Below are 23,292 nucleotides of genomic sequence, written 5' to 3'. Positions count from 1 at the left end.
ACCGGGACCGGGCGTGCTCACGCGCGCACGAGGACACGCTCGAGCGTGGCCCAGTCCACCGGCTTGGTGAGGTGCGCGCGGAACCCCAGAGCCAACGCGCGCTCCCGGTCGGCCGGCTGTCCCCACCCCGTCTGTGCAATGAGCACGAGGTCGGCGTTGGCCGGATCCGCGCGCAACCGGGCCGCCAGTTCGTACCCGTCCATTCCCGGCAGGCCAATGTCGAGGAGCGCCACATCAGGCGCGAAAACGGGCACCACATCGAGGGCGGCGCGTGCATCGTGCACCACACACACGATGTGCTGCGTGAGTTCGAGCATCGTCGCTTCGCTCTCGGCGAAATCGACGTTGTCGTCCACGATGAGAATGCGCAGCCCCTGCGCTTTGGCGCCCACCGCTGCTGCCGGCACCCCATTGGCCGTGACCGACGGCGCCATGTCGGGGGAGGGGAGCGGTTCTGTCACAGGCAACCACATCTCGAAGCTACACCCCTGCCCCTGACCGTCGCCGAGCGCGCGCACCTCGCCCCCGTGCAGCTGCACGATGCCCCGGACCAGTGCGAGACCAATGCCGAGCGCGCCCTGCCCATCGTGCTGCACCCGGCTGGACAACGCGAAGACATCGTCGCATCGGTCGGCGAGGAGGCCGCCGCCATTGCCGGTCACGGCAATGCGCACCCGAGCTCCGTCGCGCACCACCGTCAACGCGATCTGTCCGCCCGTGGGCGTGTCGTGCGCGGCGTGGTCGAGCAGGTTCGACAGCGCCTGCGCCAGGCGTGCCGCATCGCCGGTGATGGTGATGGGCGCGTGCGGCAGGCTCATCAGCACGTGGTGCTCGCCGGCCTCGATGAGAGGCCGGCTCGTTTCCACGGCGGCCCGCACGGCACTCGCCACGTCCACGCGTTCGGCACGCAGCAGCATGTCGCCGCGGCTGATGCGGTGCACGTCGAGCAGGTTGTCCACGTGTCGTACCATTTGGCTCACCTGAGGGTCGATGATACCCACCGCGTTCTGCCTGGTGGGGTCCTTGTGGGCGAGCATCCGCAAGACTTCGGCCGCGCGGCGGATGGGCGCGAGCGGAGAGCGCAACGCGTGCGCGAGTGTGGCCAGCAACGCATCCTTGCGACGATTCGCCACCGGGAGCGCCCGTTCGGCAGTCTTGCCGGTGGTGATGTCCGGCGACAACCCGGACAGCAACAGCGGCGTGCCCTCCCCCGCCACGGTGCCCCCCGCCGCATGGGGGGCGTGCCGTTTCCGGCCATCACGGCAACGCCGCCGCGCGGCTGCGGCAAAACATGACGCCCCCGTCGTCTTTTTCCCGGCCACCCCCTTCCGCTCCCCGTGTCCCGGGCGGAAGTTCCACGCATCCCTTACGGAGAGAGCCCGAATGCGTGTGACGACCGTCGGCGTGGTAGGCGCCGGCGCCATGGGGAGCGGCATCGCGGCACTGGCGGCGTCAGCCGGGTGCCGTGTCGTGCTGCTCGACATCCCCGGTGACCCGGATCCTGCGTCGCCCAATCGCAGTGCCCCCGCTCGCACCGGCTTGCAGAAGGCCATCAAGAGCAAGCCGGCCAGCTTCATGGAAGCGGCAGCGGCCAGCCGCGTGCGGACCGGCAACACCGCCGATCATCTGTCGTGGCTTGCCGAGTGCGACTGGATCTGCGAGGCGATCATCGAGCAGCCCGCGCCCAAGCAGGAGCTGTTCGCGAAGATCGAGGCGCTCATGAAGCCCACGGCGATCGTCTCCTCGAACACGTCGGGCATCCCCATGGCCGTCCTGCTCGAGGGGCGCGGCGAAAGATTCCGCCGCCGCTTCCTGGGCACGCACTTCTTCAATCCGCCGCGGTACATGCACCTGCTCGAGGTGATCCCCACCCCCGAGACCGATCATGCCGTCATCGGAGCCATGCGCAGCTTTGCCGAGCGAACGCTCGGCAAGGGGATCGTGCTCGCCAAGGACGTGCCGGGGTTCATTGCCAACCGCCTCGGCGTGTTCGGCATGGTCGCCACCATGCGGCGCATGGAGCAGCACGGCCTCACCATCGACGAGGTGGACGGACTCACGGGGTCGCTCATCGGCCGGGCCCGCTCGGCCACGTTCCGCACCGGCGATCTCTCCGGACTCGATGTGCTGGCCCACGTCACTCGCGGTATTGGCGCCACCACTGGCGAGGACTTCGCACTCCCGGCATGGGTGCACGACGAGCTCGTGGCCAAGGGCAAGCTGGGCGACAAGAGCGGCGGTGGCTTCTACCAGAAGACGAAGGCGGGCACGCTCACCTTCGACTGGAAGACCAAGGAGTATGTGCCGCAGCAGCGGCTCGAAGGCGGAGACATCGGCGCGGCCATTCGCCTTCCAGCGGCACAGCGACTCCCCGCCATCAAGAGCATTCCCGGCGCGCTAGGCGCCTTCATCCGCGATCATGTCGTGGATGCGGCGCACTACACGCTCACGCTCGCCTCGCAACTGGCCCATGACATCGTGGCGATCGATCGTGCCATGGAGTGGGGCTACGGGTGGGAAGCGGGTCCGTTTCAGGTCATGGACGCGCTCGGCCTCGACTGGCTGCGCGAACAGTTCAAGGCCGAGGGACTCGACATTCCCGCGCTCCTCGATCTTGCGCAGGGCAGCTTCTATCGGCAGGGCGAGTACCTCACCTTCGACGGTACCTACGAACCGATCCCCGGCATCCCGGGGCGTATCGCGCTGGCCGGCCTGGCCGCCAGCGGGCGCGTCCTCATGGACAATGGTCTCTCGCGCCTGCTCGATGTGGGCGATGGGGTGGCCTGCTTCGAGTTCCGCAGCAAGATGAACAGCCTGGGACAGGGTGTGCTGGAAGGGCTGGAGCAGTCGCTCCGGAAGGTCGAACAGCTTGGTTTCAACGGCATGATCATCGGCAACGAGGATGCGCGCGCCTTCAGTGTGGGCGCCGACCTCTCGCTGGTATCCTTCGCCGTCTCGGCCGGAGCGTGGGACGATATCGACGCGTCCATCCGCACCTTCCAGAACGCCACCATGTCCATTCGGCGCGCCCCGTTTCCCGTGGTCGTGGCCCCCGCGGGCATGACGCTGGGCGGCGGCGCGGAGTTCACGCTGCACGCCGCTGCGGTGCAGGCGCACGCCGAGACGTACATGGGGCTGGTGGAGGTGGGCGTGGGGCTGCTTCCCGGCGGCGGCGGGACCAAGGAGCTGCTCATGCGCTTCACCGGTGAGCTGCAGCAGTACGAGGAGGTGGATCTCTTTGCCGCCGTCAAGCGCGCCTTCAAGCTCATTGCCTTCGCCACCACCAGCACGTCGGCCTTCGAGGCGCGCGCCTTCGGCTTCCTTCGCGACGGCGACCGCATCTCCATGAACCGTGACCACCAGATCAGCGACGCGAAGCAGCGAGTGCTCGATCTGGCGCCGGGATACCTGCCACCCCTCGAGCGTCGCGTGCGCGCGCTGGGGCGTGAAGGCATCGGCAATCTCGAGTATGCGCTCTGGGCGGCGAAGGAAGCCGGTCAGGCGAGTGCCCACGACGTGCGCGTGGGGCGCGCCGTGGCCTACGTCCTCTGCGGCGGCGACGGTACGGCGCGTGACGTGACGGAGCAGGACATCCTCGACCTCGAACGCGAGCAGTTCCTGTCGCTCCTGGGCACCAGGGAAACACAGGAGCGCATCGCCTACACCCTCAAGACCGGCAAGCCGCTGCGCAACTGAGCGCGACAGGAGATGGAGATGACCGAGGTCGTGATCGTCAGTTGTGCCCGCAGCGCCGTGGCGCGCGGCAAGAGCGATGGGGCGTTGGCGGGCGTGCACCCGGTGGATCTGTCCGCCGCCGTCATGAAGGCGGCGATTGACCGCGCCGGGGTGGACCCGGCGCACATCGAGGATGTGCAATGGGGGTGCGCCATGCCCGAGGCGTCGCAGGGACTCAATCACGCGCGGCTGGCGTGGCTGCGGGGTGGGCTGCCGGTGACCACGTCCGCCGCCACCATCAACCGCTTCTGCGCCTCCGGGCTGCAGTCGGTGGCGTATGCCGCGCAGGCCATCATGGCCGGACACGGGGATGCCGTCCTGGCGGGTGGCATCGAGATGATGTCACAGGTCCCCATGAGCGGCTACAACACGCGGCTCTCACCGGACCTCACCGAGAGCTACATCGGCATGGGATTCACCGCCGAGCGCGTGGCGAAGCAGTGGTCCATCACGCGCGAGCAGCAGGACCAGTTCGCCTTCGACAGCCAGCAGCGCGCCGTACGTGCCATTGCGAACGGCGTGTTCCGGGAGGAGATCGTCCCCATCCGCACGCAGTCGTACCGGTGGCAGGGCGCCGAGAAGGCGGTCACCGATGTGCTGTTCGATACCGATGAAACCCCGCGTGCGGAGACGACGCTGGACGGCCTCGCCAAGCTGCGTCCGGCGTTTGTTCCCACCGGGACCGTGACGGCCGGCAACGCGAGTCCCTATTCGGACGGTGCGGGCGCGGTGCTGCTCATGCGCGCCGACCGGGCGCAGGCGCTGGGGCTCACGCCGCTCGCCCGCTTCGTGAGCTTCGCCACCGGGGGCGTCTCACCCGACATCATGGGGGTCGGTCCCATTGCGGCGGTGCCCAAGGCGCTGGCGCGCGCCGGGCTCACGCTCGCCGACCTCAATCTCATCGAGTTCAACGAGGCGTTTGCCGCTCAGGCACTCGCCGTCATCAAGGAGCTCGACCTGCCGACCGACATCATCAACGTGAACGGGGGTGCGATCGCGCTGGGGCATCCGCTGGGTGCCACCGGCGCCAAACTCACCACGCAGCTGGTGCATGAACTGCGTCGGCGTGGTGGCGGCTATGGCATGGTGACCATGTGCATCGGCGGTGGCATGGGCGCGGCAGGCATCTTCGAGGTGTTCGCGGGCTGAGGTATGCAGCTGGCGTTGTTCGCGTGGTCTCCCCGTACCCCGAAACTCGAAACTCCCCGCGGCTCACGGGGAGTTTCGAGTTTTGTGCCTCGGGTGCCTTACATGGCCAGAGGTTTCTTCACCGGCACCACCAGCTTGGGCAGGTCGAGCTTCTCCAGCATGGGGTTGAGTCGGGTGGCGGTGGCGCGAATCTGCGTATCGATCATCGTCATCACCACGTCGGCATCACGCCGCACCTCTCCGGTGTACTCCACCTGTCCGGGAATGACGGGCGTGAGCCCGGCATCGATGTTGGCGAGCAGCGCCGATGCGCGCTGCAGCGGCCGCGGGCCTTCCGAGTAGTAGGGCGCCACGTCGGTGGAGGGACGCGTGAGCTGCAGCCGAACCGAATCGAGCTTCCGCAGTTCCTCCTTCGTCGCGGCGACCAGCTCCCGCGCGGCGTCGGCGCGCAGGGTGTTGGCCGTGTTCGACCGCTCCTGCGCCTGCACCGCAAAGGCGGCCAGCCCGCGTTCCGTCTCGATGAGGGTGTTCACCGTCGCGACAAGCCGTGTGGCCTGGGCGAACTGCAGCTTCACGTCGGCATCGGCAAAGGTGGCCGTCGGATCGAGCCGCACCGTGAGCGGCTGCTCCTGGCTCTGCCCGCCCACCGTGATGCGCACCGTGTAGCTCCCCGGCAGCACCTGCGCTCCCGGTACACGCCCCCGGGCGCCATCCTCGTCGGCGCTGTCGGCGGGTGTTTCGCTCAACGCCAGCGACGGGGCCATGCGCAGGTCCCACGTGGTGCGGTTGAACCCGGCGGCCACAGGTGGCTTGCGCAGCTGCCGAATGACCTGCCCGTCCTTCAGGATCTCCACCGTCACCGAGCTGTCGCTGCGCGCGAGCCAGTAGGTGATGAGGGCGCCGTACGCCGCATTCTGCCCGCGGTACTGCTTGTGGCCGAAGTTGAGCGACTGATCGCCCAGATTGAATCGCGTTGCCACACGCATGGGGAAGAGGTGCACCGGCTTCGCCGCGATCGCGGCGGACATCTGCTGAATGGGCGACGCGTCATCGAACACCCAGAGGGCCCGGCCGTGCGTGGCCACGATGAGGTCGTTCTCCCGCGGATGCACCAGCACTTCGTGCACCGCCACGTTGGGCAGGTTCTTGAGCGACAGCTTCGTCCATTGGGTTCCGCCGGTCCAGCTGGCGAACAGGCCATACTCCGAACCGTAGTACAGCAGGTTCGGGTTTCTGGGATCTTCGCGAATCACCTGCGCGTAGGCGTTCGCCGGCAGGTTGCCGGTGATGTTGGTCCACGTTCGCCCGAAGTCGGTGGTCTTGAACACATACGGCTTGAAGTCGTCGCTCATGTGCCGTTCGAAGGTCGCGTACGCCGTGCCGGCGGCGGTGCGAGACGCTTCGATACCGCTGACCACCGCGTCGGGCCCCATCCCCGGCACGTTGGGCGCGACGTTCGTCCACGTCTTTCCATCATCCTGCGAGACCTGCAGGTTGCCGTCATCGGTGCCCGCCCACAGCACGCCTTTCCGGGCCGGGCTTTCGGCGAACGAATAGATGGTGCCGTAGTACTCGGCCACCGTGTTTTCCTTGAGAATGGGGCCGCCGGCGTTCCCCTGCCGCGTCTTGTCGTTCTTGCTCAGGTCTCCGCCCAGCGCCGTCCAGGTGCGCCCCCAGTCCGTGCTGCGGAAGAGCGTGCTGCCACCGAAGTACACCACGCGCGGATCGTGCGGAGACGGCACGATGGGCGCGTTCCAGTTGAAGCGCACCGCATTGGAGTCGGCGGAATAGCCATCCATGCGCTTGGGCTGCGGCGACGCTTCGCGCACCTCGTAGCGCCCCAGATGCGTGGCCTGAATGCCACCGGCCTGATAGTCGCTCAGGAACCAGTCGGGATCATCGGGATGCGAGATGGCATAGTACCCGTCACCGTACTGGATGAAGCGCCAGTCCCAGAGGAAGATGGCGCTCTTCCGCGTGCGGGTCGGGCCGGTCCACACGCCGTTGTCCTGCAGTCCGCCGGCCACATGGTAGAAGGGCTCGCGCATATCGTACGACAGCTGGTAGAACTGCCCGAGCGGGAGATTGCCGAACCACTCCCAGCCACCGGCGCCGTCGTAGCTCACCTCGAGACCGCCGTCGTCACCCATGAGCAACCGCTTCGGGTTGAGCGGATCGATCCAGAGCGCCTGATGATCGCCGTGAAAGTTGCCCGGCACGTTCGTGAAGGTGCGCCCGCCATCGATGCTGTGCATGAACGACATCCCGAGGGTGTACACGTGATGCTCGTTCTTCGGGTCCACGCGCAGGTCGGCATAATAGAAGCCACGGCCAATCGTGTTGGCGTTGCTGCTCACCTTCTGCCAGCTCTCCCCGGCGTCGTCGGAGCGGAACACGAACCCTTCTTTCGTTTCCATCACCGCGTACACCGTGCGCGGATTGCTCGGGGCCACCTTCACGCCAATGCGCCCCATGAGCGCCGGCAACCCCTTGGTGAGCTTCGTCCACGTCTTGCCCCCATCGACCGATTTGAACAGGCCACCCTTGTCGTCGCCCGAGGTGTGCGTCCACTGCTTGCGGTCGAAGTACCACATGCCGGCGTACAGCACATTCGGGTTCTGCGGGTCGATATCGAGATCCGAGGCGCCGTGGCGATCGCTCACGTACAGCGTGCGCTTCCACGTTTCGCCGCCGTCCTCCGACATGAACACCCCCCGCTCGGTACCGGGGCCGTACTCGGACCCCAGCGCCGCCGCGTACACCGTGCGCGGATCACGCGGATTGATGGCCATGCGCGTGATGTGCCGGGAATCGGCGAGGCCAAGCCACGTCCACGACTTGCCGCCGTCGCGGCTCCGGTAGATCCCGTTGCCGAACGACACCGAGTTGCGCGGATTGCCCTCACCCGACCCCACGTACACGACGTCCGGATTTCCCGGCTCGAGCACGATGTCCCCGATCGTCTGCACCGGCTGCCGGTCGAAGATGGGGGTCCACGTGGTGCCCGCATTGGTGGACTTCCACACACCACCCGAGGCACTGCCCACATAGATGAGCGACGGGTCGCCCGGTACGCCGACGACGGTCGCGATGCGGCCGCTCATGTTGGCGGGACCGATGTTGCGATACGACAGCCCGAAAAAGGTGGAGTCGGGCACTCCGCGCGGGGCGGGCGCCGCCTGACGTGCGGACTGCGCCCCGAGCGTGGCGCACAACGACAACGTGCTCAACGACCACGTGCACAGCGGCGCGGTCAGGGCGGCGAACAGGGGGGAACGAGGCATGGGAGTCGACGGAAGGGAAGGAGGGGAACGCACGATTCTGCCTTCCTTCGCCTTCCGCCGCAATCACCGGCCCCGTCCGGTCCCCTCCAGCTCCTGCGCTGCCAGCGTGGCGAGGGCCGGCACGACGTCACCCAGTATCGCGAACCGCCGGTCGGTGGTGTGCCCCTGGCGGTAGCGCGCGAAGATCTGCTGGGCAATCACGGCCACCTTGAATCGGCCGAAACAGAGCGCGAAGCGGGCGTTCATCACCGGCTCCCCCACGGCCTGCCCATAGGCCTCGATGAGCTCGCGGCGAGTGAGGCTGCCCGGCAGTGCCGTGACGCCGAGCCCGAGGGCCGCGAAGAGGGGCGGATCGCCCGCCTCCACCCAGTACGCGAGGCTCGTGCCCAGGTCGAGCAGCGGATCGCCGATGGTGGCCATCTCCCAATCGAGAATGGCACGCACGGTGGTGCCATCGTCATCGAGCACGAGGTTGTCGATCTTGAAGTCGTTGTGCAGCAGGGCGACGCGCTCACTGGCGGGTTGGTGTGCGGCCAGCCAGGTGGCGAGCCGATCCATGGCAGGCACGTCGTGCGTACGCGCGGCGATCCAGCGGCGGGTCCACCCCTCCACCTGGCGCGCCACGTAGCCCTGCGGTCGCCCCAACGACGCGAGGGCGCCGTGTACGGGGACCGCATGCAGCGCCGCCAGCGTCGTCGCGAACGCGTGCGACAGCTGCCGCATGCGCGCCGCGAGCCCCTGCTCATCTCGCGCCCAGTCCGGCGGTGGCGCGCCGCGAACGATGCGCCCCTCCACCAGTTCCATCACATAGAACGGCGCGCCAACAACGGCGGGGTCGGCACAGCAGGCCAGGGGTGCCGGAACGGGAACCCCGGTTCCCTGCAGCGCCTCCAGAATGCCGTACTCACGCACCATGTCGTGAGCGACGCCGCCCGCCACCCCGTGCGGCGGTCGCCGCAAGACGAGCGAATGCGCGCATCCGCCGTTGTCCACATCCACACGGTACGTGAGGTTGGAGAAGCCCGCCGGAAACTGCTCCACCGTGATCGTACTGGCGCCGGACACGAGGGACGGGAGGGCGCCCGTCAACCACCGGTGCAGTGTCGCCACCGGCAGCGCGCGGACGTCGCCCGGCGGGATGGTCGCGTCACTCACGCGCGCCGCCCGCGCTAGAGCGGTGCGCCCGGCGCGCGCGGCGGCCGGCGCTCCGTCAGATACCCTCGCAGGGCCCGCCGCGCGATGACCGACTTGTGTACTTCGTCGGCGCCGTCGTAGATGCGCGCCGCGCGCTCATGGCGATACCACCAGGCCAGCGGCGTGTCGTCCGTGACTCCCCGCGCCCCGTGCACCTGAATGGCACGATCGAGCACCCGCTGCAGCGTGTTGGCCACGAACACCTTGATGTACCCGATCTCCTCGCGCGCCGCTTCCTGACCCTGCGCGGCCGTGCGGCGCGCGGCGTCGAGCACCATGAGCCGCGACGCATGAATCTCGATGCGCGACTCGGCGATCCAGAACTCCACCTGCTGCTTGCTGGCCAGCAGCTCGCCGGGAGCCAGCTCGCGTGAGGTTGCGTGACGGCACATGAGGTCGAAAGCGCGCTCGCAGATGCCGATCCAGCGCATGCAGTGGTGAATGCGACCAGGCCCCAGACGCTCCTGCGCGAGGGCGAAGCCATGCCCCTGCAGACCGATGAGCTGATCCACCGGCACGCGCACGTCCTCGAAGCGCAGCTCGGCATGACTGCCCCACCCGCCCCCCGATTCTCCCATGACCGAGATGTTGCGCACGAGGCGCACGCCGGGGCTCTGCAGCGGCACGAGGATCTGGCTGGCACGAGCGTGCCGACGCGTTTCGTCGGCGTCGGTCACCGCCATGACCACCGCGAACGCCGCGCCGTCGGCGCTGCTGGTGAACCATTTGTGGCCGTTGATGACCCAGTGCGTCTCGTCGCGCACGGCCGTGGTGGACAGCACCACGGGATTCGATCCGGCGTGCTCCGGCTCCGTCATCGCGAAGCAGCTGCGGATGTCGCCGCGCGCGAGCGGCTCCAGATACTCCCGCTTCTGCGCCTCCGTGCCGAAGGCCAGCAGCAGCTCCATGTTCCCCACGTCGGGGGCCTGGCAGTTGCACACGTAGTGTCCGAACGGCGTCCACCCCAGCACTTCGCTCAGCTGCGCAAACGCGTCGAGCGGCATGTCGAGACCACCGTACTCCACCGGCAGGAACGGCGCCCACAATCCCAGGGCGCGCGCCCGCACGCGCAAGACGTTGAGGGTTGCCTCCGTGGCGTGCCAAGGCTGCGTGAGCATGGTCCCTTCGAGCGGGACCAACTCCTCGCGCACGAATCGCCGGGCCGTTTCGAGCAGTGGCTCCAGCGCCGTCCACGGCGTGATGGTCAGAGCGGACTCCGAGGACCGTACGGTCATGCCAGGTATCCGCCGTCCACCATGTACACGGCGCCGGTGCAGTACGCCGACGCGTCCGAGGCCAGGAAGAGCGCCAGACCGGCCACATCGTCGGGAACACCGATGCGGCGGATCGGCTGATGCCCCAGCACCTTTTCGGCGATATCGCCATCCTGCCACAGCGCCGCCGAGAACCTCGTGCGAATGAGCCCGGGGCAGATCGCGTTGGCCCGGATGCCGTCGGCACCCCACTCCTGGGCCATGACCTTGGTCAGCGAAATGAGCGCCGACTTGCTCATGCTGTAGAGCCCCAGTCCGGCCTCCGGCGTGATCCCGCCAATGCTCGACACGTTCACGATGGCCCCACCGCCGCGTTCGACCATCACGGCATGCGCCGTCTTGCACAGCTCGAACGGCCCCTTCACGTTCACGTCGAAGATCTTGTCGAAGGCGTCCGCCGTGGCCTGCTGCAGGGGGCCGAAGATGGGATTGGTCGCCGCGTTGTTCACGATGATGTCGATGCCGTCGAAATGCTCGACCGTGCGCGCGGCCAGCTCGTGCGCCTCACGGGGCTTGCCCATGTTGGCCACCAGCCCCTGCACCTCGTGGCCTTCGGCCCGCAGCGCCCGCACGGCGCTGTCCACATGGTCGGCCTTGCGGCTCGAGAGCATCACGCGCGCGCCCGCGCGCGCCAGGGTGCACGCGACCGACAGGCCGATGCCGCGTGTCCCGCCGGTCACGATGGCCACCTTGCCGTCGAGCCGGAAGCGGGATGACACGTCGGCGCCAGGCGGCGTCAACGGCTCGTGTCCTTCGTGATGGGAGCTCATGGGGAGGGCGTGGGAAGAGCCAGGGAAAGCGAGTGCCCGAATGTGCACCCGGGACCACTATCGGTCGAGACGCGTCACACGCCCGAGTGGCGGCGCCACGATGCGCCCGTTCATGCGCTCGAGGTGCTGCACGACGAGATCCACCGTACGCGGGGCCGATGACGGCTGCCGCGCGATCTGCTCGCACGCGGCCGACGCTTCGGGAATGCGATACCCATCACCCGACCGGCACGCCGGATAGGTCACGAACGTCACGCGCAGGGTCTCGCCCGGTGCTATCACCCGACCATCGTCGCGGGTGAGGTCGCCCACCACCCGACTCCCGCTGGGGCGTCTGGCGTCGATCCGGAAGTGCACGCCGCTCACCTGCGGATAGGCCCCGCCGCCCAGCGCCCCCTGGCGAACCCCTGTTTCCAGCAGTTCGCGCAGGCGCGCCCCGGTGAGCGGGAAGGTCACGGCCCGCGTTTCGTCGGCAAACAGAAACACCGCTTCGAGGAGATGACGGGTGATCGGCCCGGCGGCCATCATGTCGTCGAAACGCAACGCGCCGGAATTGATCAGCGCCACGTCGGCCCCCGTGCCGGCACGCATGCCATCGGTGATCATGTTGCCGAAACGACTCTCCCGCTTGGAGACGGAGTCGATGGCGTTGATGGGCTCCGGCGCGATACCGAGAACCCGGTCGGGGCCGATGCGCCGGGTGAGGGTATCGCGCCAGCGCTGCACCGACGCCAGCGTGGCCGGATCCTCGCGCATGCCGCGCGTCAGCGCGAAGCGCTGGTCGGCGACGCGCCAGCGCGCGGTGGCGCCGCTCCCTTCACGCGTGAAGGTGACCAGCACCGCCGTGCGCGCGTTGGAGACCGCTTTCACGAGCAGCCGGCCGTCGCGCACCACGCGCTGGCCATCATGCTCGTGCCCGCCCAGAATGGCCTGAATGCGCGGCTCGGTGGCGAGCGTGACCGCATCCTCGAAGATGAAGCGGTGCGTGAGTGCCACGATGAGCTCCGCCCCCTGCGCCACGAGCGTGTCTGTCAGGGCGGTGGTGGCGCTGTCGGCATTGCGGCAACGCACCCAAGGGGCATAGTCACGCACGACCGTGGTCCCCAGAATGCCCACCTTCACAGTGCCCACACGCAGCGTGTCCCACCCCTTCACGCCGGGAAAGGGGGCGCCGTTCGCCTCGCCGCAGTTGCCACTCAGCCACTGGAACCTCGACTCCCCGAGCCGTGCCACGAGATTGGCGCGCGGGTTGTCGAACTCGTGATTGCCCAGGGTGGCCAGATCCAGTCGTGCGGCATTGAAGCCGTCCACCATCTGCGCGCCACCGTACCACTTCCCCAGCACGCTCGGGGAGAGCACATCCCCGGCAAGCATGAACAGCACCCTGGCGTTCGTCGCCCGTTCAATGGAATCCCGCAACGCCGCCACGCGCGCCAGTCCCCCCGTGCCGTCGCGCAGCGTGTCGGATACGTACACATCGTTCACCAGCAGCATGCGCACGGTGGCGGGCGCGGTCGACAGCGCCGGCGTGGGCGCGGCCGGCGCACGAAGGCAGGCACCACAGAGCAGCGACAGCAGCAGACCGATTCCTGAACGGGCCATGATCAGTGCGTGGCAAGCGTGGAGTGCAGGAACGGCAGCGTGCGGTTCCACGCCAGCGCCGCCGCCGCCGCGTCATACACGGCCGGGCGCGAATCGTTGAAGAACGCGTGCCCCGCTTCGTAGAAGTAGCCATCGCAATCGGCGCCGGCATGCGTGATGTCCCGCAACAGGCGCTCCGCCTGCTCGCGGGGAATCGATCGGTCGTGCACCCCGAAATGGGCCAGCACCGGCGCCCGCAGCTGGCGCAAATCCACCGGCACGTGCGGATTGAACACGCCGTAGAAGTCCACCACGGCGTCGATCGCCTCGGGATGGACCGTGGCCGCGTACAGCGCCAGCTGGCCCCCCATGCAGAACCCCATCGCCCCCACGCGCTTGGGGTGGACCGCCTCGTGCGCATGCAGCCAGTCGGCGGCACCACCCATGGCCTGCGCCGCAAACGGCAGGTCGAGCGCCATCATGAGCCGCTGGGCGTCATCGGGGCTGCTCGTGGATGCGCCGCGGTACAGATCCGGCGCCAGCACCACGTACCCCTCGGCCGCCAGCCGATCGGCAACCTGCTTGATGTGGTCGACGAGCCCCCACCACTCCTGCAGCAGAATCAGCCCGGGCCCGCTCCCCGATGGCGGGAGTGACAGGTACCCGGTAGCGAGGCCCGCGGGCGCGTTGGCGCCTGCGACAGGAAACTGCATCATCGTTCCACGGAGTTCGGACATGGCGCAGGCCAGATGAAGGGAATCGGGAGGAGGATACCGCCAAGTTCCGCCCCCCGACCTGCAATTGCCAGTCCGTCAGGTCACGTCGGCCGGATCGATCCCGCGAATGGCGAAGACCCGGGCCACCGCCTGGCCGATCTTGTTGTTGGGTGTGCTCGCGCCGGCCGTGATCCCCACCCGCAAGGCGCCGGCCGTGGCAAGCCAGGGCTGCATCGTGTCCTCCACATGGTGCCGGGCAATGCGCCGGTAGCGCACGGCGTTCAACGCCACATCGATCTCATCGGGATCCGCAATGTGATACGTGGGCACCTGCTCCGCACACAATGCGGCCAGGGAAATCGTATTGCTGGAGTTGTATCCGCCCACCACCACCATGAGGTCGATGGGTTCGCGCAGCAGCTCCAGCACCGCATCCTGGCGGTCCTGCGTGGCGCTGCAGATGGTGTCGAACGTGCGGAAATGCTCCGCCTTGTGCGACTCCCCGTACGCCCGGGCCATCGCCTCGCCCACCGCCGCGCCAATGGCCAGCGACTCACGCGCCAGCATCGTGGTCTGGTTGGCCACGCCAATGCGGTCGAGGTGCACATCGGGATCGAAGCCGTCGGACGCCGCCACCGAGAACTTCTCGAGGAAGGCCTCCCGCGACAGCACGGGCCGAGGCGGCGTCCGCCCCGCGCGCGCCTCGATGTAGTCCATCACCAGCTCGGCCTCGGCCATGTCGCGCACCACCAGATACTGGCCTTTGGCGTACTTCTCCACCTGCGAGGCCGTCGCCCGCGTCTCTTCGTGGTAGTACTTGCCGTGAATGAGCGAGGTGTAGCCGTCGCGCGCGTACACCTCCACCCGCTTCCACACGTTCAGCACGGACCCGCAGGTGGTGTCCACGATGACGCACCCCAGGTCCCGCAGCGTTTGAAAGTCCTGGATGGTGACGCCGAAAGCCGGCAGGATGACCACATCCTGCGCCGCCACCGGTGAGTAGTCGAAGCCCTTGCCGCTCACCGAGAGAAACACCACACCCATCTCCCGCAGTTTGTCGTTGACATGCGGATTGTGGATGATCTCGCCGGCCAGGAAGATGCGCTTGTCCGGAAACTTGAGTCGCGTCTGGTAGGCGTAGTCGACCGCGCGCTCCACGCCGTAGCAAAAGCCGAACTCGCGCGCCAGACGAATCGTGGTGTCGCCAACGGTCAGCGCGTAGTCACGCGCCCGCAGCAGGTCCACCAGGTGTCCGGTATAGTCGGCGGCGAGCGTGTCCTGTACTTCGGCCTTGAGGCCGAAACCCTTGCGGACGTATGTCGTGGCGGGCGCGGCGGTTGGACTCGCCGCCGATGCCGTCTCATGGGTGCTGTGGGCCATTCCGGAAATCTAGTCGCTCCCGGCACGGACGAGAGGGGCGGCCCGGCCCCGGCCGTGACGCACCGGCGCACCGAAACCGTGACATCACGACGGGGATTCCCCTCTGGCCGAAACGGCGTCACGCGTGCACCCTCAAAGCATGTATACCTCCATCCTTGTGCCCTATGACGGCTCGGCGCACAGCGCCCGTGCCCTCCCGGTGGCGGCCGCGCTGGCGGCACGCACCGGCGCCAGCGTGCAGCTGGCCATCGTTCACGACCCGAGTGCGTACATCCCGTTCGTCCCCGGCGAGGTGGCCATCCCCGTGTACGATCAGGAGCTCGTGCAGGCGCACCGGGACCGCGACCGGCAGGCGCTCGACATGGCGGTGGCGCACCTGACCCACCAGGGCGTGAAAGCCACGGGCGTACTGCTCGATGGCACCATCGTGGAAGCGCTCGAGGAGCATGTCCTGGCGGCGGGCACCGATCTCGTCATCATGACCACGCACGGCCGCAGCGGGTTCGAGCGGTTGCGCCTGGGCAGCGTGGCCACCGCGTTCCTGACGCGCGCCACCGTGCCGGTGCTGCTCGTGCGCGGCGCGGGCAGCGAGCACCCGGATGACGATCAGCCGCTCCCCTCGGGGGCGCTCTTGTGCACCCTCGATGGCTCCGCGTTTGCCGAGGCCGTCCTGCCGCACGCGCGCACCTTTGCCGAGGCCACCGGCCTGCGCATGCATCTGGTGGCGGTGACCGTCCCGCACGCCATCTCCATGGCCCCGTTCGGCACCGAGGCCCTGCTGGCCGATGACAGCGCGCTGAGTGCCGAGGAACATGTGCGCGAGGAGTACCTGCAGCGCATTGCCGCCAGCTGTCCGCCGGGGACCACGGTGCGCGCGCTGACGGACATGAGTGTGTCGCGCGGCATCCTCGAGGCGGCCGAGGAGGTCGCATGCGGCGCCATCGCGATCGCCACGCACGGACGTGGCGGATTCAAGCGGCTGGTGCTGGGCAGTGTCACCGACGAGGTCCTGCGGCATGCGCACAAGCCGGTGCTCGTGTACCGCCCTGCGCCGCACGCGTCGTAGGGCCACGGCGTCGCCGCACGGCTAGGGCGCCGGCAGGAACAGCTCCGGCGCCAGCCAGGGGGCGAGCGCATACGCCACCATGGGCTCGTAGGCACGCTGTCGGTCCACGAGTCCGGCGGTGAGGATGCCCACGGCCCCTCGCCCCGTCTTGGTACCCGTGGTGTGCGCCACGGCGTCCATGGCATGCCCGAGCTCCTCGCCCTGCCGGATGCGTGCTGCCACCTGGTCCGGCAACGGCATGCTGAGCGAGCCGCCCACCCCTTCGCGCCCCTCTCGGTCCACCACCACTGCCCAGGCGCAGGTACGCAGTCGCCCGCCGGGAAGCGCCACGACTCCCCCCTCCAGCCCCACCCCAAGCGACGCGTCGGCTGCGGCCACCAGCGCGGCCTGCGCCCGCTGTCGCGCGCCCTGCTGCGTCTCCTCGTCGCCAAACGGCTGGTCAGGGACCCCGCTCGGCACCGCCACCCCGCGTACCTCGACCTTCGGGAGCACCGACGTCAGGACGGCCCGCACGGCGGCAATCTTCACGGGGTTGGCAGACCCGACGATGACCCGGTGTATGTCGTGCAGCGACAGCAGTGGCATGGCGGTGGGAGCAGGATTGTGAGGAAGTAACCGGCAACCCGCTTGCTTGCAGGCACGTGGACAAGTAACCTCTGTCGAACTGACTCCACCATATGCCCGCTCCCGCCACCGATACGAAGCGGGCCACGGCGCGCGACCGAATGCCGGGGCCGGTTCCTCCCCGCACGCGCCTGTGGCTCGATTTCGTCAACACCGATGCCGCCGCGCAATTGCCCGGGGGCGATTTGTTGCGCGATTTCGAGGCGCTGCTTGGGTGGCTGCAGGAGCATGCCGCGGTGGATGAGGAGCGGGCGGCCGGAATCCGCCGGCGTGCCGTGTTGCAGCCCGCAGCGGCGGCCGCGACGCTGGTGGATGCCCGACGGGTGCGCGCCGCCTTGCGGGCCCTGGCTGAGCGCGGGGAGACGCAGGACAAGGTCCGCGAGGACGCCGTGGTGGAGATCAACCGGGTGCTCGGTCGCAGCGCCGGCACCCGTCGCCTCGACCCGGGGATCGATGGGCGCTACACCCGCAGCTTTGTGCCCACGGGTGACGCGTTTGCCGGTCTCATGATTCCCATCGTCGAGTCGGCGGCCGACACCCTCATCGGCGACGAGTTGCCGCGCGTGCGGCGCTGCGCCGACCCGCGATGCCACCGGGTGTTTCTCGATGGCACCAAGAACGGCCTCCGCCGTTGGTGTGACATGGGAACCTGCGGCAATCGCGCCAAGGCCGCGCGACACCGGGCGCGCCACGGAGAACCGAAGTGACGGGGAGCCGAACCGTGGCCCGTCCATCGTGACGACACCGCGCACCCCCGCCCGCGCGGTCGATGCCGTGACGGCATCGTCGACCCCCGATCTGTCACTCGAGCGTGGATTCGTCGCCTCGCTGCGCTGGTTGGTGGCTGAAGGCGATGCGCGCGGCGTGCGGCGCATTGCCGTGGAGTTGCGCGCCCTGCAGGAGGCGCTCGCCACGCTCGATGAAACACGCGCTGCGCGTGACGAGCAGCTGCGGCGCAACGCGGAACTCGACCGCGAGTTGCACGCGGCGCTGGCGCTGCTGGGGCCCGGGACGAGCGTGAATGGCAACGGCTCGCTCGTGCAACGGCTGCATCGCTTGCGGGAGCGTCTCGCCGAAGACACGGCCACGCGGCAGCAGCTCACGCTGGAGCGCGACGCGTGGCGGGCCATGTGCACGCTGCTGACGCACACGCGAGCCGGCGTGCAGGAGCTGCTGGAAGGAGCCGAGCGGGTACGCGATGAAGCGGTGGCCCAGCTCGAGGTCATGCAGGAGCGGGTGATGGAGCTTGCCGTGATGCACGATGACGCGGCCGCCCAGTCCCAGGCAGCCCGCCAGCAGCTCGCCACGCTTCGCGAACAGCTCAGTCAGTGGAGCAGCAATGTCGAGCGGGCGCTGGAGGCGCTGGCGGCCGAAGCCACGGAGATTGCCGACATGCGCCCCGCACACGCGCCACCCGAACCCGATTTCCGGAACTGATCGGTTCCGGGTCGCGAGTTCGGGGCAGGCAGTGCGGTGCGGCGGTCGATGCGGTGCTTACGCGCTCAGGAGCGTGGTGACCGACGGGGCCATGACCGCGCGCACCACCGACTCCTTGAGGTAGCCCATTTCGACGGCGTAGTTGGCCAGCTTGCGCTGCAGCAGACGCCGGCCACGGAAGAGGCGCGACTTCACGGTGCCTTCGGGAACGCCCAGCACGTTCGCGATCTCCGCGTAGCGCAGCCCCTGCAGGTCGCTCAGCACCACGGCCGAGCGGTACTCCTCGGGGAGCGAACGGATGGCCCGCGTGATCTCCTCGTCGAGGAATGAATCGTAGAACTTGCCCTCCGGGTCGGCTTCCCCCACCGCCTCGAAGAGCGCCCACCCCTCGGTGTCCTCGGGCTGCTGGACCTCGCGCGCGTCGATGCGACGCTTGCGGCTCACGAAGACATGGTACAGGATCGTGAAGAGCCACGCCCGGATGTTGGTGCCGAGATGGTACTGTTCCCAGCGCTCAAGCGCCCGCAGGAGCGTATCGGACACGAGATCCTCGGCGTCATCGCGCGAACGCGCGAGTTTGAGCGCGAAGGAATACAGCGCGTCGAGGTGCACAAGCGCCTCGCGCTCGAATTGCGCGCGGCGCGCCGCACGATCCGCCGTGGCCGCCACGTCGCCGCGGTTCGCCGCCTCCGGCCCGTCGCGTGTCACGACCGCCTGCTCCATCGCCTGCTCGTCCATGCTCACCATGATCCGTCTCCAAGGGCCGCTCGGGCGACCGTCGCGTCATCCTGCCACCGAAGGGACCGACATGCCCCCGCGCGTGTTCTCGACAAGTACTCGTGTGGGCCGCTGAGGGCCTATTCGAGATTCCGGCTGTGCTGCATCACCGCGCCGTCGCGGATATGCATCGCTATGAATCGTTTGAGATCCGCCGCGATCCCTTCGAGCACCGACAGGTCACGCTTGACCCGCGTCATGAGCACCGCCCCTTCCAGCGCCGCGATGATGAACCGTGACAACCGCACGGCATCGACATCGTCGTGCAACTGTGGCCGGGCTTCCCAGAGCAACGAGCGGATCTGACTCGCCCACCGCTCGAACACCGCCTCGATACGCACCCGGAACCCCTCGTGCGCATCGGCCAATTCCGCCGCCAGATTCCCGAACGGCGACCCCCGCCGGCCGCCGCTCTCCGACTGGAGCGCCACGACCGCATCGATGAACAGATTCAACCGTTCCAGCGGGTCGATCATCGGCTCGCGCAGGATGGCCAGACCACGCTCGGCAAACCGCTCGAACTGCCGGTTCAGTACCTCATAGCCCAACTCTTCCTTGGACTTGAAGTAGTGATAGAAGTGGCTCTTGCCACTCAGCTTCGCCCCCTTGATCACGTCGTCTACCGACGTGGACGTGAATCCCCGCTCAGAGATGAGCGTGGCGGCGGCGTCGAGGATCTGCGTGCGTCTGTCTGACATCGTGCAGATATGATAGGACCAAGTGGTCCAATGCGCAAGAGCGATCCCTCTTGCAACATAATGCTCTGTGAAACAACGGGTTACATTCACACACCCGACACGGGGAGCCCCGCGGCAGACGCCGGAAAGGCAACGTTTTCGGACCGCATGGTCCTACGTGACATCCCCCGGCTGTCCATCTGGCGTCCCACCCGGGCCCACGCGCGGCAGCATGGTGAGACGAACCCTGCCTTCACTCGGGTGCCCGACACCCGTGGTCGTGTGCGCCGCCGGCCATCGCCCGGCCGGCGCGCGAGTGGCATGCCCCCTGGGCGCAGCCCACCCTGCGTTCCCAGGCGCGCGTGGCTGTAAGTGCGTCCGTACCTGCTGCGTCAGCGGCGCCGGTATTTCGGCGAAGCCCCCGCCCGCAATCGGGCTCCCCCCGGTCCTCGAATCCGCCTGCCCCCTGCTTCGACGACGTCGACCGGGAGCGCGAACTCGGCGCGGCCGCCAGTCCGATCGCTCGCGTGAGCTCCGACAGCGCGATGAGCCCCTGCACCAGCGCGAAGCAGCGTTCCGCGCCTTCGTCGAGTGGACCGGCCTCGCCATCCACGTACCCTCCGGGGGCTGAACGCGTTCGCGATCGACCGCCCGTTCCGTCGCGACGTGGGCCACCGCCCCTGCTATCGCCGCCGCCGCCCCGGGTGCCGTCCGCCCTTGCCGGGGCGCCCGCCACCGCGCGGTCCCCCGCCCGGCTTTCCGCCGCGGCTCGAGGCGCCACGGCTCTCCCCGCGCCCCCCTCGCTCCGCACCGCCACGCCCCCGCGCGTCATGGGCCGCCCGCTCCTCGTCGGTGAAGGGGAGGTCCAGCCTGTCCTGCAACTCGTGCAGATCGTTCGCACGCACCGCGCCGCGCTGCCCGCGCGGCACCACGAAACGCAGGGCACGGTCGAGGACCGGCAGTTCCTCCGGCACCAGCGTGCGCGCCAGCTTCTCCGGCAGTCGCAGCCGCGCCACCGGCATGCGCCCGCCGTCGAGCTCCTCCACATCGTAGTCGATGCCCACCGTACGGTCGCGAATCTCCACCGCACCAGGCAGCGCGCGTGCCGCGGCGAGCTGCGCCTCATTCAGGAAGTCCCGCCGGTCGAGCAGCAGCGGCATGGCCCGTATGTCTTCCCAACTGCGCGCATCACCCATGCGCTGGGCATACCACGACGTGAGCTCGGCTTGCCCCAGTCGCGGGGTGATGCCACCAAGGCGCCGCCAGACTTCGCGAATCTCCTCCACAATGGGCTGGTTGCGGCGTACGCCAGGGTGGCGGAGCTCGCCGCGCGCGGCAGCCTCCGCCAACAGATGGCGCGCGGCGGCCGCCAACTCGTCGGGGAACACCGGCAACGGTTCGCTGTCGCGCGAGAGTTCGAAACCGAAGTAGGTCACACGCCGCCGCAGCAGCACCGGACTGTGCTTGCGCTCGAGGTCGAGCGCCAGCTCGGGCTCGTGCCGCTGCGCATACTGACGCACGAGGTCCATCGACAGCTGTGTCCCTTCAATGGCGGCGCGCGGGATGCCATGGCGGTCGGCGAAGTAGCGCAGCGACCCGGCCACCGCACCCCACGATCCGCACACGCTCGTCTTGGAGACACGCGCCTCGTGCCCATCCACCGTTTCCTCCTCGATGACGAGATCGAAGGGCATGAAGCGGGCCAGCAGATCGGCGAAACGGCGATGCATCGCGGCGCCGGCAATGGGCAGGGTTTGCGGCAACGGCATTCCCACGCTGCGATACACGCTGGCCATGGCCAGTGCCGCGTCCTCGAGCGCCTTCACCAGCACCCCGCGCTGCTCGGCCCAATGGGCAATGCGCTCCGCCTCGAAGAGATGACGGGGCAGCCCGTACACGTCGCCGATGTAGCCGGCCACGCGAAATGCTTCCGCATACAGGTTGTACGCGGTGAGATGATCGCTGCCCCGGACCACCAGCCCCTCGAGATCGCGCCCCTCGCGGGTCATGCGATGAAGGCTTTCCACGCCGCTCATCACCGCCAACGCAGGCAGCAGCTCGTCGTCGCCATTGACAATGAGCTCCCCCCACGCGCGCTCCACGGGCAGCTTCTCCACCGCGCGGCCATACGCGGTAAGGCGACCGTTCTCGATGAGCCCACGGGCCTCCAGCAGCGCCACCGCCTTCCGGTAGGCGGCGCGATCGAGGGGCACGGGCAGGTCGAGCGCATCGGCCCGCACACCGAGGTCGGCGCAGGTGAGCGCGACCCGCTCGCTGTCACCCGCCAGCTGGAATTCGGGCTCGGTCGGGCGCAACGCCTCGAAGCGAATGTCCCGATCGCTCAGGATGTACACGCGTCCGCCTTCCACGCGGCCGTGCACGCGCCCCGCCATCTGCAGGATCTCGTTGGCGCCGAGGTGCACGCGCGTGAGCACGTTGCGTCCGCGATCGATGAGGTTGGTGAAGCGCGTGTCATCGATGATGACGGTGTCGAGCCCCGGCACATTGAGCGCGCTCTGCCCCGCCGCCGTCATGGCCAGGAAGAAGGGCTTGGGTACCACGCCCTCGAGAAACGGGCGGATGACGCGAATGGGTTCGCCACCGTGATAGTGGGCGGCGGTAATGCGCGGGAATCGATGCCGCACCCACTCGGCCGCTTCTTCCACACCGGCCCGCGTGGGAAGGAAGATCGCCACACCGCGCTCGCTGCGGGCGAGTTTCTGCAGGAAGCGATCATCGAGAAAGGCGAGCGGTTGCTTGCGCTCCACGTCCACCTTGGCCGCCTTGGTCGCGTCGAAGGCGGATACCTTGAGCACGTCGGCGCTGTCGAGATAGCGCGCGTAGAAGGTGGGATCGACGGTGGCGGAGAGCCAGATGTAGCGGCACCCCACGCGCTTGCCGAGGGCGAGACAAAGCTCGAGCTCGGCACTGGTCTGGTGGATTTCGTCCACGACCAGGGTGTCGGTGGGCAGAATGTCGCCGTCCTGAAACCAGCGCCGCGCGATGCCAGTGGTCACCACCACCACGTTCCACGTGGGGGTTTCCGGGGTGGCTTCGCGCTCGCGGTTCACCACGCCGACCCGGAGGTCGGTGGTGCCGAGGATGGTTTCGGCGATGGGGCGGATGGCGAGGGTCTTGCCGGTGCCGGTACCGGCGACGATGCCGAACCCCTGGCCGCTTGCGGCGAGCCGCCGGAGATCGTCGCCGCGGGTGCGCTCCAGGAACGTGTCGAGGTGCAATCCCACGGCCAGCTCGATCGTTTCGCATGCCGCGCGCGTGGGCGCGATCACGATGATGCGGCCGGTGGCGGGCTTCGACGCGAGATAGCTCTCGCGGTCGGGGGGCAGGAAGCGGTCGGTGGTCTGTCTCACCACCGCAATCTACCTGTCGGGGTCCGGGCACGGACGACGGCGGCGTTGGTCGGGGGTGGTGGTGGCCAGGGTACAGCCACGACGGTCGGGGTACTGCCACCGCAGTCGGGGCACAGCCACCGCGGTCGGGGTCTTCCCGCAGTCGGGGCCAGTGCTGGGCCCGGGTCGCGGTCGGGGTCCCGGCCCGGGTCTTGGCGCGGCAACCGCGGCGCTGGTCGGGGTCCGGGTCGGGGGCCCGCGACGCGGCGCTGGCGGGG

General features: G+C 68.6%; 17 protein-coding genes. 5 read left to right on the top strand and 12 right to left on the bottom strand.

Features of this window, described 5'->3' with window-relative positions; genetic code table 11:
* Nucleotides 1–17: 17 nt before the first annotated feature.
* The gene (locus tag LW840_RS02235) at nucleotides 18–1,217 is read right to left on the bottom strand and encodes a response regulator (RefSeq protein ID WP_291276329.1); all 1,200 of its coding nucleotides are present in this window, start codon (nucleotides 1,215–1,217) and stop codon (nucleotides 18–20) included.
* Nucleotides 1,218–1,383: 166 nt separating this feature from the next.
* Here LW840_RS02235 and LW840_RS02230 point away from each other — a divergent pair, with 166 nt between their 5' ends.
* On the top strand, nucleotides 1,384–3,696 hold the full coding sequence (locus LW840_RS02230) for a 3-hydroxyacyl-CoA dehydrogenase/enoyl-CoA hydratase family protein (RefSeq protein ID WP_291276328.1): 2,313 nt from the start codon (nucleotides 1,384–1,386) through the stop codon (nucleotides 3,694–3,696).
* A gap of 18 nt (nucleotides 3,697–3,714) precedes the next feature.
* Nucleotides 3,715–4,884 carry a thiolase family protein gene (locus LW840_RS02225; RefSeq protein WP_291276327.1) on the top strand — a complete coding sequence of 390 codons (1,170 nt, stop codon included), beginning with the start codon at nucleotides 3,715–3,717 and terminating at the stop codon, nucleotides 4,882–4,884.
* Nucleotides 4,885–4,982: 98 nt separating this feature from the next.
* Here LW840_RS02225 and LW840_RS02220 read toward each other — a convergent pair whose 3' ends face one another.
* The 7 genes from LW840_RS02220 to LW840_RS02190 form a co-directional block, all read right to left on the bottom strand.
* The gene (locus LW840_RS02220) at nucleotides 4,983–8,168 is read right to left on the bottom strand and encodes a hypothetical protein (RefSeq protein ID WP_291276326.1); all 3,186 of its coding nucleotides are present in this window, start codon (nucleotides 8,166–8,168) and stop codon (nucleotides 4,983–4,985) included.
* A 63-nt stretch (nucleotides 8,169–8,231) separates the two neighbouring features.
* Nucleotides 8,232–9,323, bottom strand: a complete 1,092-nt coding sequence (locus tag LW840_RS02215; RefSeq protein WP_291262424.1) for a phosphotransferase family protein — start codon at nucleotides 9,321–9,323, stop codon at nucleotides 8,232–8,234.
* 14 nt (nucleotides 9,324–9,337) lie between these two features.
* Complete coding sequence (locus tag LW840_RS02210; RefSeq protein ID WP_291276325.1) at nucleotides 9,338–10,597, bottom strand: acyl-CoA dehydrogenase family protein; 1,260 nt, start codon at nucleotides 10,595–10,597, stop codon at nucleotides 9,338–9,340.
* A complete protein-coding gene (locus LW840_RS02205) occupies nucleotides 10,594–11,406 on the bottom strand; it encodes an SDR family oxidoreductase (RefSeq protein ID WP_291266038.1) in 813 nt (270 codons plus the stop codon). The genes LW840_RS02210 and LW840_RS02205 overlap by 4 nt, the downstream gene beginning before the upstream one ends.
* Before the next feature lie 57 nt (nucleotides 11,407–11,463).
* Nucleotides 11,464–13,008: a 5'-nucleotidase C-terminal domain-containing protein gene (locus LW840_RS02200; protein ID WP_291262421.1), complete on the bottom strand. Its 1,545-nt coding sequence runs from the start codon at nucleotides 13,006–13,008 to the stop codon at nucleotides 11,464–11,466.
* Between the two features lie 2 nt (nucleotides 13,009–13,010).
* On the bottom strand, nucleotides 13,011–13,724 hold the full coding sequence (locus tag LW840_RS02195; protein WP_291269218.1) for a dienelactone hydrolase family protein: 714 nt from the start codon (nucleotides 13,722–13,724) through the stop codon (nucleotides 13,011–13,013).
* 75 nt (nucleotides 13,725–13,799) lie between these two features.
* Nucleotides 13,800–15,083, bottom strand: a complete 1,284-nt coding sequence (locus LW840_RS02190) for a 4-hydroxy-3-methylbut-2-enyl diphosphate reductase (protein WP_291269219.1) — start codon at nucleotides 15,081–15,083, stop codon at nucleotides 13,800–13,802.
* A 139-nt stretch (nucleotides 15,084–15,222) separates the two neighbouring features.
* Here LW840_RS02190 and LW840_RS02185 point away from each other — a divergent pair, with 139 nt between their 5' ends.
* Nucleotides 15,223–16,149, top strand: coding sequence for a universal stress protein (locus tag LW840_RS02185; protein ID WP_291276324.1), 927 nt, complete (start codon nucleotides 15,223–15,225; stop codon nucleotides 16,147–16,149).
* A gap of 21 nt (nucleotides 16,150–16,170) precedes the next feature.
* On the opposite strand, the gene yjjX is transcribed toward LW840_RS02185, so the two are convergent.
* Nucleotides 16,171–16,734: an inosine/xanthosine triphosphatase gene (gene yjjX, locus LW840_RS02180; RefSeq protein ID WP_291266040.1), complete on the bottom strand. Its 564-nt coding sequence runs from the start codon at nucleotides 16,732–16,734 to the stop codon at nucleotides 16,171–16,173.
* 92 nt (nucleotides 16,735–16,826) lie between these two features.
* Between yjjX and LW840_RS02175 the strand changes: the two genes are divergently transcribed.
* Nucleotides 16,827–17,480 carry a CGNR zinc finger domain-containing protein gene (locus LW840_RS02175; protein WP_291266041.1) on the top strand — a complete coding sequence of 218 codons (654 nt, stop codon included), beginning with the start codon at nucleotides 16,827–16,829 and terminating at the stop codon, nucleotides 17,478–17,480.
* Nucleotides 17,481–17,508: 28 nt separating this feature from the next.
* On the top strand, nucleotides 17,509–18,210 hold the full coding sequence (locus tag LW840_RS02170; protein WP_291266042.1) for a hypothetical protein: 702 nt from the start codon (nucleotides 17,509–17,511) through the stop codon (nucleotides 18,208–18,210).
* 57 nt (nucleotides 18,211–18,267) lie between these two features.
* Here LW840_RS02170 and LW840_RS02165 read toward each other — a convergent pair whose 3' ends face one another.
* The 3 genes from LW840_RS02165 to LW840_RS02155 all read right to left on the bottom strand — a co-directional run bounded on the left by LW840_RS02165 (nucleotide 18,268) and on the right by LW840_RS02155 (nucleotide 23,035).
* On the bottom strand, nucleotides 18,268–18,948 hold the full coding sequence (locus tag LW840_RS02165) for a sigma-70 family RNA polymerase sigma factor (protein ID WP_291276323.1): 681 nt from the start codon (nucleotides 18,946–18,948) through the stop codon (nucleotides 18,268–18,270).
* A gap of 119 nt (nucleotides 18,949–19,067) precedes the next feature.
* Nucleotides 19,068–19,685, bottom strand: coding sequence for a TetR/AcrR family transcriptional regulator (locus LW840_RS02160; protein ID WP_291262413.1), 618 nt, complete (start codon nucleotides 19,683–19,685; stop codon nucleotides 19,068–19,070).
* A gap of 662 nt (nucleotides 19,686–20,347) precedes the next feature.
* Entirely contained in the window at nucleotides 20,348–23,035 is a 2,688-nt protein-coding gene (locus tag LW840_RS02155; protein ID WP_291276322.1) for a DEAD/DEAH box helicase, read from the bottom strand.
* Between the last annotated feature and the right edge of the window lie 257 nt (nucleotides 23,036–23,292).

It is taken from the genome of Gemmatimonas sp. (assembly GCF_021298855.1).
Lineage (GTDB): Bacteria > Gemmatimonadota > Gemmatimonadetes > Gemmatimonadales > Gemmatimonadaceae > Gemmatimonas.
Note: the sequence above shows the minus strand (reverse complement) of the source record. Positions and strands in the feature narration are given on the sequence as shown.